This is a genomic window from Streptomyces sp. NPDC049915, assembly GCF_040656475.1.
Lineage (GTDB): Bacteria > Actinomycetota > Actinomycetes > Streptomycetales > Streptomycetaceae > Streptomyces.
The window spans coordinates 87,232-101,323 of the sequence record NZ_JBFAMH010000008.1 but is presented as its reverse complement, the minus strand read 5'-3'; the positions used below and the strand labels follow the sequence as shown (position 1 = coordinate 101,323).

The 14,092-nt window shown below is 72.8% G+C and carries 10 protein-coding genes and 1 pseudogene; 7 read left to right on the top strand and 4 right to left on the bottom strand.

The features are described from left to right. Positions 1-4: 4 nt before the first annotated feature. A complete protein-coding gene (locus tag AB0J12_RS16395; RefSeq protein ID WP_363264968.1) occupies positions 5-3,223 on the top strand; it encodes a CHAT domain-containing protein in 3,219 nt (1,072 codons plus the stop codon). 103 nt (positions 3,224-3,326) lie between these two features. Here AB0J12_RS16395 and argH read toward each other — a convergent pair whose 3' ends face one another. After that, positions 3,327-4,760: an argininosuccinate lyase gene (argH, locus tag AB0J12_RS16390; protein ID WP_363264967.1), complete on the bottom strand. Its 1,434-nt coding sequence runs from the start codon at positions 4,758-4,760 to the stop codon at positions 3,327-3,329. Positions 4,761-4,880: 120 nt separating this feature from the next. Further along, positions 4,881-6,074, bottom strand: a complete 1,194-nt coding sequence (locus AB0J12_RS16385; RefSeq protein WP_363264966.1) for an argininosuccinate synthase — start codon at positions 6,072-6,074, stop codon at positions 4,881-4,883. A 143-nt stretch (positions 6,075-6,217) separates the two neighbouring features. Here AB0J12_RS16385 and AB0J12_RS16380 point away from each other — a divergent pair. Both AB0J12_RS16380 and AB0J12_RS16375 read left to right on the top strand, forming a co-directional pair. Beyond that, positions 6,218-6,806 (top strand): annotated as a pseudogene (locus AB0J12_RS16380) (pyridoxamine 5'-phosphate oxidase family protein). A gap of 3 nt (positions 6,807-6,809) precedes the next feature. Then, the gene (locus AB0J12_RS16375; RefSeq protein ID WP_363264965.1) at positions 6,810-7,511 is read left to right on the top strand and encodes a L,D-transpeptidase family protein; all 702 of its coding nucleotides are present in this window, start codon (positions 6,810-6,812) and stop codon (positions 7,509-7,511) included. 29 nt (positions 7,512-7,540) lie between these two features. Here AB0J12_RS16375 and AB0J12_RS16370 read toward each other — a convergent pair whose 3' ends face one another. Both AB0J12_RS16370 and AB0J12_RS16365 read right to left on the bottom strand, forming a co-directional pair. Then, complete coding sequence (locus tag AB0J12_RS16370; RefSeq protein ID WP_363264964.1) at positions 7,541-9,019, bottom strand: HAMP domain-containing sensor histidine kinase; 1,479 nt, start codon at positions 9,017-9,019, stop codon at positions 7,541-7,543. Further along, complete coding sequence (locus tag AB0J12_RS16365) at positions 9,016-9,759, bottom strand: response regulator transcription factor (RefSeq protein ID WP_363264963.1); 744 nt, start codon at positions 9,757-9,759, stop codon at positions 9,016-9,018. Before AB0J12_RS16365 ends, AB0J12_RS16370 begins: the two co-directional genes overlap by 4 nt. A gap of 151 nt (positions 9,760-9,910) precedes the next feature. On the opposite strand from AB0J12_RS16365, the gene AB0J12_RS16360 reads away from it, so the two are divergent. The 4 genes from AB0J12_RS16360 to AB0J12_RS16345 are packed head-to-tail and all read left to right on the top strand — an operon-like array spanning position 9,911 to position 14,088. Continuing rightward, positions 9,911-11,263: a ferric reductase-like transmembrane domain-containing protein gene (locus tag AB0J12_RS16360; RefSeq protein WP_363264962.1), complete on the top strand. Its 1,353-nt coding sequence runs from the start codon at positions 9,911-9,913 to the stop codon at positions 11,261-11,263. 10 nt (positions 11,264-11,273) lie between these two features. Then, on the top strand, positions 11,274-11,732 hold the full coding sequence (locus tag AB0J12_RS16355; protein ID WP_363264961.1) for an FMN-binding protein: 459 nt from the start codon (positions 11,274-11,276) through the stop codon (positions 11,730-11,732). Positions 11,733-11,791: 59 nt separating this feature from the next. Continuing rightward, positions 11,792-13,174, top strand: a complete 1,383-nt coding sequence (locus AB0J12_RS16350) for a ferredoxin reductase family protein (RefSeq protein ID WP_363264960.1) — start codon at positions 11,792-11,794, stop codon at positions 13,172-13,174. A gap of 17 nt (positions 13,175-13,191) precedes the next feature. Further along, positions 13,192-14,088 (top strand): FMN-binding protein, encoded by an 897-nt coding sequence (locus AB0J12_RS16345; protein WP_363264959.1) that lies wholly within the window; start codon positions 13,192-13,194, stop codon positions 14,086-14,088. The last annotated feature ends 4 nt before the right edge of the window (positions 14,089-14,092 follow it).

The window sequence follows — 14,092 nt, the reverse complement described above, 5'->3', positions numbered from 1 at the left end:
TCGCGTGCGCTCGAAGGAACGGCATGACGACGACGCGTCCAAGTGGAACGCCTACGGATGTCAACTCGTCCAGTACGGCCGCAACGAGGAGGCCGAACGGGCCTTCCTCAGATCGGCGGCGCAGGGCGAGTTCAACGCCATGTACAACCTGGGACTCCTGACCGAGCGGACGGGCCGCGCCGAGGAGGCCAGGGAGTGGTACGTCCGTGCCCATGAGGCCGGGCACCCGGAGGCGGCGAACAACCTCGGCTGCCTGCTGCTCAACGCGGACGACCCCTCAGCCGTCGACTGGTTCCGGGTCGCCGCCGATGCCGGCCATCCTCAGGCCGTCGAGAACCTGAGGCTGTGCGCGGACCGGCCGGTGCCGACGCACACCGACGACCCGATGCTGCGGCCTGTGATGCTCGACCTGCTGGCCCTGGCGTCCTACGAGCACTTCGCCGCGACCGGGACGGACGCGAACCTGGTACGGGCGGTGAACCTGCACAGGGAGGCGGCGCGGACGGCCCCGGCCGACCACCCGGCACGGCTCCCGCTCCTGACGAATCTGCGCGACATCCTGTGGAAGCGCTACGAGCTGCGGGGGCACGACAGCGACCTGAGGGACGCGGCCTCGGCGGCCCTGGACGTCTGGCAGGCGACGCCGCAGGACGGGGCCGAGCGGCTGGACGCCGCGCGGGTGACGATCGAGTTGCTGCGCAAGCACTGCGAGCTGACCCGCGACCCCCGGCCCCTGCTTGCGCGACTGGACTCCGCGAAAGGGGAGTTGAGCCGAAACGAAGCCGACGGGGAGACGTGGGCGCAGCTCTCGTCGGCTCTGTGCGGAGCGCTGGTGTCGCTGGCCCGGCACACGGACAGCGTGGACTGGTCCGAAGCGGTGGAACTGGGCCGGGCGGCAGCAGAGCGGTTACCGCAGGCGGGCCCGGTGCTCGTCAACCTCGGTGCGGCGCTGATGTACCGGGGGCAGCACCAGGGCAACCTGGACGACATCGACGCCGCCGTCAGGTTGCTGAACGAGGCGAGGGAGGCGGGCCCGCATCCGGCGCAGGCGGCCGCGGCCGTCAACCTGGCTTCGGCGCTGCGGGTCCGGGCGGAGATCACCGGCCGGTCGGAGGATGCCCGGCGGGCACGCGCGGTCGCGGCCGACGCCGCCGGAACCTTGCCGACGGACGGCCCGGCCCATCCGCAGGCACTGCTGCACGCCACGTACGTCCACGACGGCGAGCTCGGCCTCGACGCCCTCCGCCGTGCCTTGTCCGCACTGCCCCCCACTCACGCGGAGTACCCGGCGCTCCTGGCCCGGCTGGCCGTGGCACTGCACCAGGGGGGCGAGTGGGAGGAAGCCGTCACGGTGGCGCGGGAAGCGGTGCGCACCGCGTCGACCAAGGAGACGGAGGTGGCGGCACGGCACGTACTGGGCAGCATCCTGCTGACCGGTCCGGAAGAAGGCGCCGGCCCGACGGACGCCGCCGTGGCCGAAGCGGTCCGGACGCTGTCGGCGGCGGCCCTGGCCTGCGACAAGAGCGCCGTCCACTACGCCGACGTGCTGGTCAAGTGGGCGTCCTCCCTGCTCATGCGGTTCCTGAGCCGATCGGTCGCCTCCGACCGCAGGGAAGCGCTCACCTTGCTGCGGACCGCTGCCCGGGCGGCCGGTTCGGCCCTGGGAGACCGCCTGTACGCCTCCCAGCTGTGGAGCGGGGTCGCACTGGAGGCGGGTGATCCGGTCGACGCGCTCGCCGGAGCGCGCGTCGCCCTCTCCCTGCTGCAGGAGTACGGCTGGATGGGGCTGGACCGCGCCGACCAGGAGCAGGGCCTGCGGGACGGCGCGGCCATGCCCCGCGATGCCGCGGCCCTGGCCCTCCTCACCGGTCGGCCGGAACTGGCGGTGGAACTGCTCGAGCAGGGCCGCTCGGTGCTGTGGCGCACGACGATGCACCTGCGCGGCGACGTGTCCCTGCTCTCCGCGCGCGAACCGGCGCTGGCCGAGGAGCTGGAGCGGATCCGCAGCCGGATCCACACCACCGTCGACCTCGATCCGGAAACCCGCCTCGAACTGGCCCGGCAGTGGAGCGGACTGCTCGACAAGGTACGGGCGCTCCCCCGGTTCGAGACGTTCCTGATGCCGCCCCCGTTCGACACGCTCGCGCGGGCGGCCGCGGCGGGGCCGGTCGTCATCGTGAACATCAGCACGATCCGCTGCGACGCGCTCATCGTCCGGCCGAGCGGACGGCCCGAGGTCGTGCCCCTGCCCGGTGTGACCGTTCCCGAGATGGACCGCGTGGCCAACACCTACGTCGCCCACCTCACGCAGGCCGAGCAGCCGGGCGCCACCGCTTTGCGGCAGGAACGCGCGCGGCACACCGTGCACGACACCCTCGCATGGTTGTGGGAGCACATCGCCGAGCCGGTTCTCGCCCGGCTCGCTCCCGCCGGTGAGGACATGCCGGCGCGTGTGTGGTGGTGCCCCACGGCGTCACTGGCGGTGCTGCCGCTGCACGCGGCCGGTCGCTATCCGCGCGCCGAGGCGGACACCCGGGCCCCGGTCGGAGTGCCGTACCAGGTGGTGTCGTCCTACACCACCACCCTGCACTCGCTCGTCGTGGCCCGGCAGGCTCCCCGGAACGCCGCTGAGGGGCTGCTGGCGGTCGCGCTGACGGACACCGGCCGCGGCCACAGCCCGCTGCCCGGCGTCGACGTGGAACTCGAGGCGTTGAAGGAGTGCTTCTCCGGCCGACGGCTGAAGGTGCTGGCCGAGGACGAGTGCACCGTGGAGGCGGTCCGCGGCCACCTCCCGTCCTACGCGTGGAGCCACTTCGCGTGCCACGGCAGGCTCGACATGACGGCGCCCTCCACATCCGGCCTGTGCCTGCGCGACGGTGACATGAACGTCCTCGACTTCGCGAACCTCCGCCTCGACGAGGCGGAACTGGCGTTCCTGTCCGCCTGTCTGACGCACGTGGGCAGCAGTCTGCTGCCGGACGAGGCCATCCACACCGCGGCAGCACTGCGCATGGCGGGCTACCGGCACGTGGTGGCCACGCTGTGGTCCATCCACGACCAGGCCGCTCCCCGTGTCGCCTCGGCCTTCTACCGGCACCTTCTCGCCCGGGGCGCGAACGCCTCCGACAGCGCCGCGGCCCTGCATCTGGCGGTCGCGGAGCTACGCGAAGAGCACCTCCACGACCCGACGGTGTGGGCGCCCTTCGCGCACAACGGGCCCTGATCCCCACGCGCGCCGCGTGTCCCGCCCGCCTCCTCGCGCAGCGGTCCCGCCCGCCCCCGCGCGCCGACGCGCGGAGGCGGGCGGAGGCGGGCGGGACGGGCCGTCAGCCGTTCCGCTTGGCGTTGGCCCACTCCTGCTGCGCCGCCACGTCCGCCTTGACCTCGGCCAGCTGGACGGCGACCGCGCTGGGCGCCGTGCCGCCGCGGCCGTTGCGGGAGGCGAGGGCGCCGGGGACGTTGAGGACCGAGCGCACCTCGGGGGTGAGGTGGGCGGAGATCTTCGCGAACTGCTCGTCCGTGAGCTCGTCCAGTTCCTTGCCGTCGGCCTCGGCGACCTTCACGCACTCGCCGGCGACCTCGTGCGCGACCCGGAAGGGGACGCCCTGCTTGACCAGCCACTCGGCGATGTCGGTGGCCAGGGAGAAGCCGGCCGGGGCCAGTTCCTCCATGCGCTCGCGGTTGACCGTGAGGGTGGCGACCATGCCGGTGAAGGCCGGGAGCAGCACCTCCAGCTGGTCGCAGGAGTCGAAGACGGGCTCCTTGTCCTCCTGCAGGTCGCGGTTGTACGCGAGAGGGAGGGCCTTCAGGGTGGCCATCAGGCCGGTCAGGTTGCCGATCAGGCGGCCGGACTTGCCGCGCGCCAGCTCGGCGATGTCCGGGTTCTTCTTCTGCGGCATGATCGAGGAGCCGGTGGAGAACGCGTCGTGCAGGGTCACGAAGGAGAACTCCTTCGTGTTCCAGATGATGATCTCCTCGGCGATCCGGGAGAGGTTGACCCCGATCATCGCGGTGATGAAGGCGAACTCGGCGACGAAGTCCCGGGAGGCCGTGCCGTCGATGGAGTTGCCGACGCTGCCGTGTTCAAAGCCGAGGTCCTTCGCCACCGCCTCCGGGTCCAGGCCCAGCGAGGAGCCGGCCAGGGCGCCCGAGCCGTACGGCGAGACGGCCGTGCGCTCGTCCCACTGGCGCAGCCGCTCGGCGTCCCGGGACAGGGACTGCACATGCGCGAGGACGTGGTGGGCGAAGAGCACCGGCTGGGCGTGCTGGAGGTGGGTGCGGCCGGGCATGGCCACGTCCGGGTGGGCCTCGGCGAGGCCGATCAGCGCCTCCTGCAGCTCGGCGATCAGGCCGCCGATGATCCGGGCGTGGTCCCGCAGGTACATCCGGAAGAGTGTCGCCACCTGGTCGTTGCGGGACCGGCCGGCGCGCAGCTTGCCGCCGAGGTCGGGGCCGAGCCGCTCCAGCAGGCCGCGCTCCAGGGCGGTGTGCACGTCCTCGTCGGCGATGGTGCCGACGAAGGTGCCGGCGGCCACGTCGGCTTCGAGCCGGTCGAGCCCGGCGATCATCCGGGTCAGCTCGTCCTCGGTGAGGAGCCCCGCCTTGTGCAGCACGCGCGCGTGGGCACGGGATCCGGCGATGTCGTACGGCGCGAGCCGCCAGTCGAAGTGGACGGATGCGGACAGCTTCGCGAGGGCCTCGGCGGGACCGTCGGCGAAACGGCCGCCCCAGAGCCGTACGTCACCGCTGTTGCTGCTCACTGCGTTGCTCCTCAAGCTGGGAAAAGCTCTTGATCGGGCTCGTGATGTGCCACCGCCTCCCCACGTTTCCAGGCGGGGAGGCGGCTGTCAGGCTGTTGCGGGTGAGGTGACCCGTGCGTGTTACGCCAGGTCCCGCTTGGCGGCGATCTTCGACGACAGGCTGTAGATGTCGATGAAGCCCTTGGCCGCGGACTGGTCGAACGTGTCGCCCGTGTCGTAGGTGGCGAGGTTGAAGTCGTAGAGCGACTCCGCCGAGCGCCGGCCGGTGACCACCGCGCGGCCGCCGTGCAGGGTCATCCGGATGTCGCCGGTGACGTGCTGGTTGGCCTCGTTGATGAAGCCGTCCAGGGCGCGCTTGAGCGGGGAGAACCACTGGCCGTCGTAGACCAGCTCGCCCCAGCGCTGCTCGACCTGGCGCTTGTAGCGGGCCAGCTCGCGCTCGACGGTGACGTTCTCCAGCTCCTGGTGGGCGGTGATCAGGGCGATCGCGCCGGGAGCCTCGTAGACCTCGCGGGACTTGATGCCGACGAGACGGTCCTCGACCATGTCGATCCGGCCGATGCCCTGGGCGCCGGCCCGCTCGTTGAGCTGCTGGATGGCCTGCAGGACGGTGACGGGCTTGCCGTCGATGGCGACCGGGACGCCCTCCTTGAAGGAGATGATCACCTCGTCGGCCTCGCGGGCGACGGCCGGGTTCTGCGTGTACTCGTAGATGTCCTCGATCGGGGCGTTCCAGATGTCCTCGAGGAAGCCGGTCTCGACGGCGCGGCCGAAGACGTTCTGGTCGATGGAGTACGGGGACTTCTTGGTGGTCGCGATCGGGAGGTTCTTCTCCTCGCAGAACGCGATGGCCTTGTCCCGGGTCATCGCGTAGTCCCGGACCGGGGCGATGCACTTCAGGTCGGGGGCGAGGGCGACGATGCCGGCCTCGAAGCGGACCTGGTCGTTGCCCTTGCCGGTGCAGCCGTGGGCGACCGTGGTGGCGCCGTGCTTGTGGGCGGCGGCGACGAGGTGCTTGACGATCGTCGGCCGGGAGAGGGCGGAGACCAGCGGGTAGCGGTCCATGTAGAGGGCGTTGGCCTTGATCGCCGGGAGGCAGTACTCGTCGGCGAACTCGTCCCTGGCGTCGGCGACCTCGGCCTCGACGGCACCGCAGGCGAGCGCGCGCTTGCGGATGACGTCCAGGTCCTCGCCGCCCTGGCCGACGTCGACCGCAACGGCGATGACCTCGGCGCCCGTCTCCTCGGCGATCCAGCCGATGGCGACGGAGGTGTCCAGACCGCCTGAGTAGGCGAGTACGACGCGCTCGGTCACGGGTTTCTCCTCACAGTGCATTCGCTGACATGCATGAGTATGCAGAACTCTGCATGGTTCGTCAATCCGCCCGCTCGTGGAGCTCGATGCGGAGCCGGGAATTCATTAGACAGTCAAACGTTTTTGCCCAATAATCGTTAGCCATGGGAAAGACCTATGAGCGCATCGACGGCAGGCTCCGCAGGTTCATCGAGGAGCAGCCCCTGTTCTTCACGGCGACCGCCCCCCCTTGCGGGCGACGGCACCGTCAACCTCTCCCCCAAGGGCCTGAAGGGTTCCTTCGCGGTGCTCGACGAGCGCACCGTGGCCTACCTGGACTTCGCCGGATCCACCGCCGAGACCGTCGCCCATCTGCGGGAGAACGGCCGGATCACGCTGATGTGGTGCGCCTTCCAGGGCCCGCCCGACATCGTGCGCGTGCACGGCCGCGGCGAGCCCGTCTTCCGCGACGACGCCCGCTTCCCGGAGCTGCTCGCCCACTTCCCGGACATCGACCAGACCCTGCACGGGCTGCGCGCGATCATCGTCGTGCACGCCGAACTCGTCCGCGACAGCTGCGGATACGCGGTGCCGTTCATGACGTACGACGCCGACCGCGATCTGCACGGCAAGCGGTTCGCCCGCGAGGACGACGCCTCGCTCAGCGCGTACTTCACCAAGAAGGAGCACATCGCGACCAGCCTGGACGGCCTACCCGGGCTGCCGCTGCCGCTGCCCCCGTCTACCGTCTGAGCCATGCGCTCCCGTGTCGTCGCCACTGCCCTCGCCTGCGCGGCCCTGCCCGTCCTCGGTGCCGCGCCCGGCGGCGAGGCCCCGCTGCCCGAGCGGATGCGCGACACCGGCGGCGGCACGCAGCTGATCGTCGCCCGGGCGCCGAGCACGGCCTCGACCACGGGCACCGTCAGCTGGTGGGACCTGCGCCGCGGCCGGTGGGTGAGGGCGGGCTCCGCGCCGGCCCGGTTCGGGGCGAACGGGCTGGTGGAGGGCGCGGCGCGGCGGCAGGGGACGAAGACGACGCCGACGGGGCTGTACGAGCTGCCGTTCGCCTTCGGCGTCAAGGCGGCGCCGGGCGGTACGCGGATGCCGTACCGGCCGGTTCGGCAGAACTCCTGGTGGTGTCAGGACAACGACTCCCGTGCCTACAACCGGTGGAGCGAGCCGCTGGCGTCCGACTGCCGGGCCGCGGAGGCCGAGCGCCTGGTGTCCTACCGGACGCAGTACGCCTACGCGCTGGTCGTCGGGTTCAACTATCGGGCGCCGGTGCGCGGTCGCGGCGCCGGCATTTTTCTGCACGTCACCGGGCGTGGGGCCACGGCGGGGTGTGTGTCGGTGCCGGAGGGGGCGATGCGGCGGATTCTGCGGTGGGCTGTGCCGAGTCGTGAGCCGCACATCGCTGTGGGCACAGTGGCCGGAGTTACGGCTGTTACGCGTTACTGAGAGTGCTGTGCGCGGTTCCCCGCGCCCCTCTACGTCGGTATCCGCACCCGGAACACCGTGGAGCCCGCCCGGCTCTCCACCTCCACGCTCCCCCCGTGTGCCTTCGTCACCGCCGAGACGATCGACAGGCCCAGGCCCGCGCCACCGCCCGGGGTGCGGGTGCGGCGGTGGTCGGCTCGGGTGAAGCGTTCGAAGACGTCCGGCTGGAGGTCGGCGGGGATGCCGGGGCCGTCGTCGTGGACCGTGAGGACCGCGTCCGGGCCGTCGGACGTCAGGGACACCGTGACCTTCGTACCGGGGGGTGTGTGGCCCCGGGCGTTGGCCAGCAGGTTGGCCAGCACCTGGTGCAGCCGGTGGGCGTCGCCGGCGACCGTCACCGGCTCCTCCGGCAGGTCCAGCGTCCAACGGTGGCCGGGGCCGGCGGCGCGGGCGTCGGTGACCGCGTCCAGCACCAGGCGGGTGAGGTCGACGGGGTGGCTCTCCAGCGGGCGGCCCGCGTCCAGGCGGGCGAGCAGCAGCATCTCGTCGACCATCTCGCCCATGCGGGAGGACTCGGCGGCGATGCGCTCCAGTGCACGGCTGATCTCGGGCGGCACCGGTCCGGGGTGCAGCAGCGCCAGCTCGGCGTGCCCGCGCACCGAGGCGACGGGGGTGCGCAGCTCGTGGCTGGCGTCGGCGGCGAAGCGGCGCAGCCGCTCCTCGCCGGCGTGCCGTTTCGTCAGCGCGTCCTCGACGTGGCCGAGCATGCGGTTGAAGGCGGCGGCGACCCGCCCCACCTCACCGCGCGGGTCGGACTCCGGTGCCCTGGGCGGCAGCGCCACCTCCCCGCTGGCCAAGGGCAGCTCGCTGACCCGGGTCGCGGTGGCCGCGACCCGGCTGAGCGGCCGCAGCGACCAGCGCACCCACAGCGCCCCGGCCACGCCGGTCACGGCGAGCGCGACGCCGAAGACGATCGCGGCGACCGCCTCCAGCCGGTGCACGGCGGCCTCGACGGGTTCCAGCGGCAGCCCGGTGATCAGCACGTCGCCGTCCCTGCCGCGGCCCGCCATGACCCGGTAGTCGTCCAGTGCGGACAGGTGGACGCTGTGGCCGCGGCCGTCGGCCGGGACGGCGGCCAGGGTGCGCTCGTCCCGGGGCGAGAGGTTCACGCCCGGATCGGTCGCCACATCACCGGAGCGGACCACCGCCGCGTTGGTGACCGTGCCGTTCACGAGGCGGGCACCGAAGGTGCCGGTGGCCTGGCGGCGGGTGTCGCCGTGCTCGTCGCCGTCGTGATCGTCCGGCTTCTGGCCGGCGTGCTCCAGGCTCGCCGGGAAACGGCTTCCGACGTCGGTGAGCTGCTGGTCGAGGCGGCGGGTGAGGAACCCGTCCAGTTCGACGACGGCGGCCACGCCGACCGCGGCGCAGCTGATGGCCAGCAGCACCACCAGACCGGCGGTGAGCCGGGCCCGCAGCGTCCGCGGCCACGGCAGGCGGATCCGCCGCGGCCGGGGCAGGCGCGGCGTCACGGTGTCACCGGCTTGAGCACGTAACCGGCGCCGCGCACGGTGTGGATCATCGGCTCACGGCCGGCGTCGACCTTTTTGCGCAGGTAGGAGATGTACAGCTCGACGACATGGGCGCGGCCCCCGAAGTCGTACGACCAGACGCGGTCCAGGATCTGTGTCTTGCTGAGGACCCGGCGCGGGTTGCGCATGAGGAAGCGCAGCAGCTCGAACTCCGTCGGCGACAGCTCGATCAGCTCCCCGGCGCGGGTGACCTCGCGGGCCTCCTCGTCCATGACCAGGTCCCCGACGGCCAGCTGGGGGCCCTCCTCGCTCTGGCGGGCCATGCCGGCGCGGCGCAGCAGGCCGCGCAGCCGGGCGACGACCTCCTCCAGGCTGAACGGCTTGGTGACGTAGTCGTCGCCGCCCGCGGTGATGCCGGCGATGCGGTCCTCCACGGCGTCGCGCGCGGTGAGGAACAGCACGCACACGTCCGGCCGGACCGCGCGCAGGCCGCGCAGCACGGCGAAGCCGTCGGTGTCGGGCAGCATCACGTCCAGGACGACCGCGTCGGGCAGCAGTTCGCGGGCGGCGGTGAGCGCCGACGCGCCGTCGCCTGCCATGCCGATCCGCCAGCCCTCGTAGCGCAGGGCGCCGGAGAGGACCTCGGCGAGGTCGGGGTCGTCGTCGACGACGAGGACGCGCAGGGGTGTGCCGTCGGGGCGGGTGAGCGCGGGGCGGCCGGAGCGGGTGGTGGTGTTCATGGCTGTCTCCAGGATCGCCCCTCGCGCGGGCGGCGGACGTCGGCGCAGGCTCTGAGTTTCCTTTGAGTCCGCACTGAGGCACCCGTTTCAGAGGGTCCTCAGAGGTTCGCCCCGCACAGTTGCGTTCCGGACAGGCGAAAGGACACGACTGATGCAGACGGTGGACGAGCGGCGGGCCGCCCCGCCCGTGGCGCCGCCCGCCCGGCCCTCCCCCGCGGCCGGCGTGCCGGCCGCGATATGGGCGGGGGCCGCGGCGGTGATCGCGCTGTGGTGGTCGGACACCGCGTCCGTGGTGGGGACGGCGGGATGGCTGACCGGGGCCGGGCGGATCGCGGGGCTGCTGTGCGGGTACGCGTGCGCGGTGCTCGTCGCGCTGATGGCGCGGGTGCCGCTGCTGGAGCGGCGGATCGGCTCGGACCGGGTGGCCCGCTGGCACGCCATGGCCGGCCGGTACACGATCTGCCTGCTGCTCGCGCACATCGCGCTGATCCTGACCGGGTACGCCGCGCAGGACCACGCCCCCCTGCTGCACGAGACGCTGACGGTGGTCCTGGACTATCCGGACATGCTGAAGGCCACCGCGGGCACGGTGATCCTCCTCGCGGTCGGCGTCACCTCGGCGCGCGCGGTGCGCCGCCGCACCGGCTACGAGTTCTGGTACTACGTCCACCTGCTCACCTACGCCGCCGTCTTCCTCGCCTTCGGCCACCAGCTGACCCTCGGCAACGACTTCAACGGCAAGCCGGTCGCCACCGCCTTCTGGTACGCGCTGTACCTGGGGGCCGCCGCGCTCGTGGTGTGGTTCCGCCTGCTGACCCCGTGGCGGCTCAACTCCCGGCACCGGCTGCGCGTGGAGTCCGTGCACCCCGAGGCGCCGGGTGTGTACTCGGTCGTCGTGCGCGGGCGGCGGCTGGACGAACTCGGGGCGCGGCCGGGGCAGTTCTTCCGGTGGCGGTTCCTCGCGCCGGGGCTGGCGTGGACGTCGACGCCGTACTCCTTGTCGGCGCCGCCGCGTGCGGACCGGATGCGGATCACGGTCAAGGCGCTCGGCGGTCACAGCGCCGCCGTGGCGGTGCTGCGGCCGGGCACCCGGGTCTGGGCGGAGGGGCCGTACGGCTCGCTCACTGCCGACCGGCGCACGGCGGCGAAGTCGCTGCTGATCGCGGGCGGTGTGGGCATCACCCCCCTGCGCGCGCTGTTCGAGACACTGCCGGGCGAGGTGACCCTGCTGTACCGGGCGCGCCGGGCGGAAGACCTGGCGCTCGGCGGGGAGCTGGAGGCACTCGCCCGCCGGCGTGGGGCCCGTCTGCGGTACGCCCTCAACGGCCCGCACGGCGAACGCCCCGACCTGTCGGCCGCCGCGCTGCGGACGGCGTTCGGGGACCTCACCGCGTACGACGTCTATCTGTGCGGCCCGCACGGCTTCGCCCGTTACGTGTACGAGCAGTTGCGCGCCGCCGGGGTGCCGGACCGGCGCATCCACCACGAGTCCTTCGAGCTGTGAGGCCTGAGTCGTGCACGCACTGAGGAAGAACCGCCCGCTGCGCCGGATCGTGCTGGCGAGCGCCGCCACCGTCTCCGGGATGGTGCTGCTGCTGTCACTGAAGCCGCACGCCGCTCCGGCGCTCGCGACCGCCGACTCGCCGAGGCCCGGCGTGAGTTCGACCGCGGCGCCCGGCGCCACCGGCACGACGGGCACCAAGACCGCCACCGGCGAGTCGGTCGACACCCGCTGGGGCCCCGTCCAGGTGCGCGTCACCGTCACCGGCGGCAGACTCACCGACGTCACCGCAGTCGTCTACCCGTCGGAGAACCCCCGCGACCAGGAGATCAACGCCTACGCCATCCCCCAGCTGCGGCGTGAGGCGCTGGACGCGCAGAGCGCGCAGATCGACTCCGTCTCCGGCGCCACCTACACCAGTGACGGCTACAAGCAGTCGCTGCAGTCCGCGCTGGACTCGGCCGGCCTCTGAACGCTCCCGCGGGACGGCGCGTATGTGTGGGCCAAGGGTCCCGTCCCCCCGGAGGAACCGTGAGCACCACGCTCGCCGGCGGCCGTGCCGCCCGCCGCCAGACGATGCGCCGCATCCGCCCCCGCCGCTCCCCCGCCGCCGCACTGCTGCTCGCCGTGGGTGCCGGCGCGGCGGGTGTGCTGTGGCTGTGGTGGCGCAACACGCCGTCCATCGCGGACGACACCGGAAGGATCCTCGGCGCGGGCCGGATCACCGGCCTGCTCGCCGGCTATCTGATGGCGCTGGTGGTGCTGCAGATGGCTCGGGTGCCCGCGCTGGAGCGCCGGGTGGGCTCCGACCGGGTGGCCCGCTGGCACGCGATGAGCGGCCGCTACACGATCAGTCTGGTGCTCGCCCACATCGTCCTGACCATGTGGGGCTACGCCCTCCAGGCCGGCAGGCCGGTCACGGACATCGCCCGGCAGACGGTCGACTCGGTCACCCAGCTGCCCGACCTGGGCAAGGCGGCGATCGGCACCGGCCTGCTGCTGCTCATCGGACTGGTGTCGGCCGGCGGCGTGCGCCGCAGGCTGGGCTACGACACCTGGTACCACGTCCATCTGCTGACGTACGCGGCGGTGTTCCTGACGTTCTGGCACCAGATCAGCGACGGCAACGACTTCGCGGTGGAACCCGCCGCGAAGACCTTCTGGTACGGGCTGTACGGCACGGTCACCGCGCTGGTGCTCTGGTACCGCGTCCTCACCCCGGTCCGGCTCAACCTGCGCCACCGCATGCGGGTCGAGGCGGTGATCGAGGAGACGCCGGGCATCGTGTCGGTCCTCATCAGCGGCACCAAGCTGCACCGCATCGGTGCGGAGGCCGGGCAGTTCTTCCGCTGGCGGTTCCTGGCGCCGGGGATGCGGTTCAGCTCACACCCGTACTCGCTGTCGGCGGCGCCGCGTCCCGGCATGCTGCGGATCACCGTGAAGGCGATCGGCGACCACAGCTCCCGGCTGCGCGAGCTGACGCCGGGCACCCGGGTGTGGGCGGAGGGCCCCTACGGCGCGCTGACCGCGCAGCGGCGCAGCCGGGGCAAGGTGCTGCTGGTGGCGGGCGGTGTCGGCATCACGCCGATGCGGGCCCTGTTCGAGACGCTGCCCGGCGCGGCAGGCGACCTCACGCTGCTGTACCGGGCCAACAGCACGCAGGACCTGGCCCTGTGGGACGAGCTGGCGACGATCGCCGACGAACGCGGGGCACGGCTGATGTACGCCGTGAACAGCCCCGACGGCGAACGCCCCGACATCTCGCCCGAGTCGCTGCAACGCAAGATCCCGGACGTCGACCGCCACGACGTCTTCCTGTGCGGGCCGCCCGGGTTCGCGCAGTCCGTCTACGAGGCGCTGCGGGGCGCCGGCGTGCCCGCCCGTCGTATCCACCACGAGTCGTTCGAGATGTGAGCGGGAGCTGCACACAGATGAGGAAGAACCACCCCGTCCGGCGGACCGTGCTGGCGACGGCGGCCACCGTGTCCGGTGTCGTCCTGCTGCTGACCCTCAAACCCGCCTCCGACCCGGCGTCCGCGCAGGCCGGCGCGGTCGCCCCGCCGCCGGCCGCGGCGCGGCAGTCCGCGCAGGGCGGCACCGCGGAGGGCACGGTCACCGGGGACGTGGCCCGCACCCAGTACGGGGCCGTGCAGGTGCGCCTGACCGTGGCCGGCGGCCGGATCACCGGGGCCGAGGCGGTGCAGGCGCCCAAGGGCGGCCACAGCGACCAGGTCACGGCGATGGCGGTGCCGCGGCTCAACCGGGAGGCGGTGGCGGCGGGCAGCGCGGACATCGACGCGGTCTCCGGTGCGACGTACACGAGCGCCGGGTACAAGCAGTCGCTGCAGTCGGCCCTGGACAAGCTCGGCAAGGGCGGGGCCGCCGGCTCCGGGGCGAAAGACGGGGCCGCCGGCTCCGGGGCGAAAGACGGGGCCGCCGGCTCCGGGGCGAAAGACGGGGCCGCCGGCTCCGGGACGCGGGGCGGGGCCGCCGGCTCCGGGACGCGGGGCGGGGCCGCCGGCTCCGGGACGCGGGGCGGGGCCGCCGGCTCCGGGACGCGGACCGTCACCGGCGAGACGGCGACGACCCAGTACGGTCCCGTGCAGGTCCGCATCACGGTGAGCGGTGGCCGCGTCACCGGGGCGGAGGCCGTCCAGGCGCCCAAGGGCGGCCTCAGCGACCAGAAGACGGCGCTGGCCGTGCCCCGGCTCAACCGGGAGGCGGTCGCGGCCGGCAGTGCGGACATCGACGCGGTCTCCGGGGCGACGTACACCAGCACCGGGTACAAGCAGTCACTCCAGTCGGCATTGGACAAGGCAGGTGGCTGAACGA

Bases quoted from the DNA above. Each gene is read 5' to 3' on its own strand.
- AB0J12_RS16375 (WP_363264965.1), top strand. From the start codon at position 6,810: ATGCGCTCCCGTGTCGTCGCCACTGCCCTCGCCTGCGCGGCCCTGCCC.
- AB0J12_RS16365 (WP_363264963.1), bottom strand. From the start codon at position 9,759: ATGAACACCACCACCCGCTCCGGCCGCCCCGCGCTCACCCGCCCCGAC.
- AB0J12_RS16360 (WP_363264962.1), top strand. From the start codon at position 9,911: ATGCAGACGGTGGACGAGCGGCGGGCCGCCCCGCCCGTGGCGCCGCCC.
- AB0J12_RS16345 (WP_363264959.1), top strand. From the start codon at position 13,192: ATGAGGAAGAACCACCCCGTCCGGCGGACCGTGCTGGCGACGGCGGCC.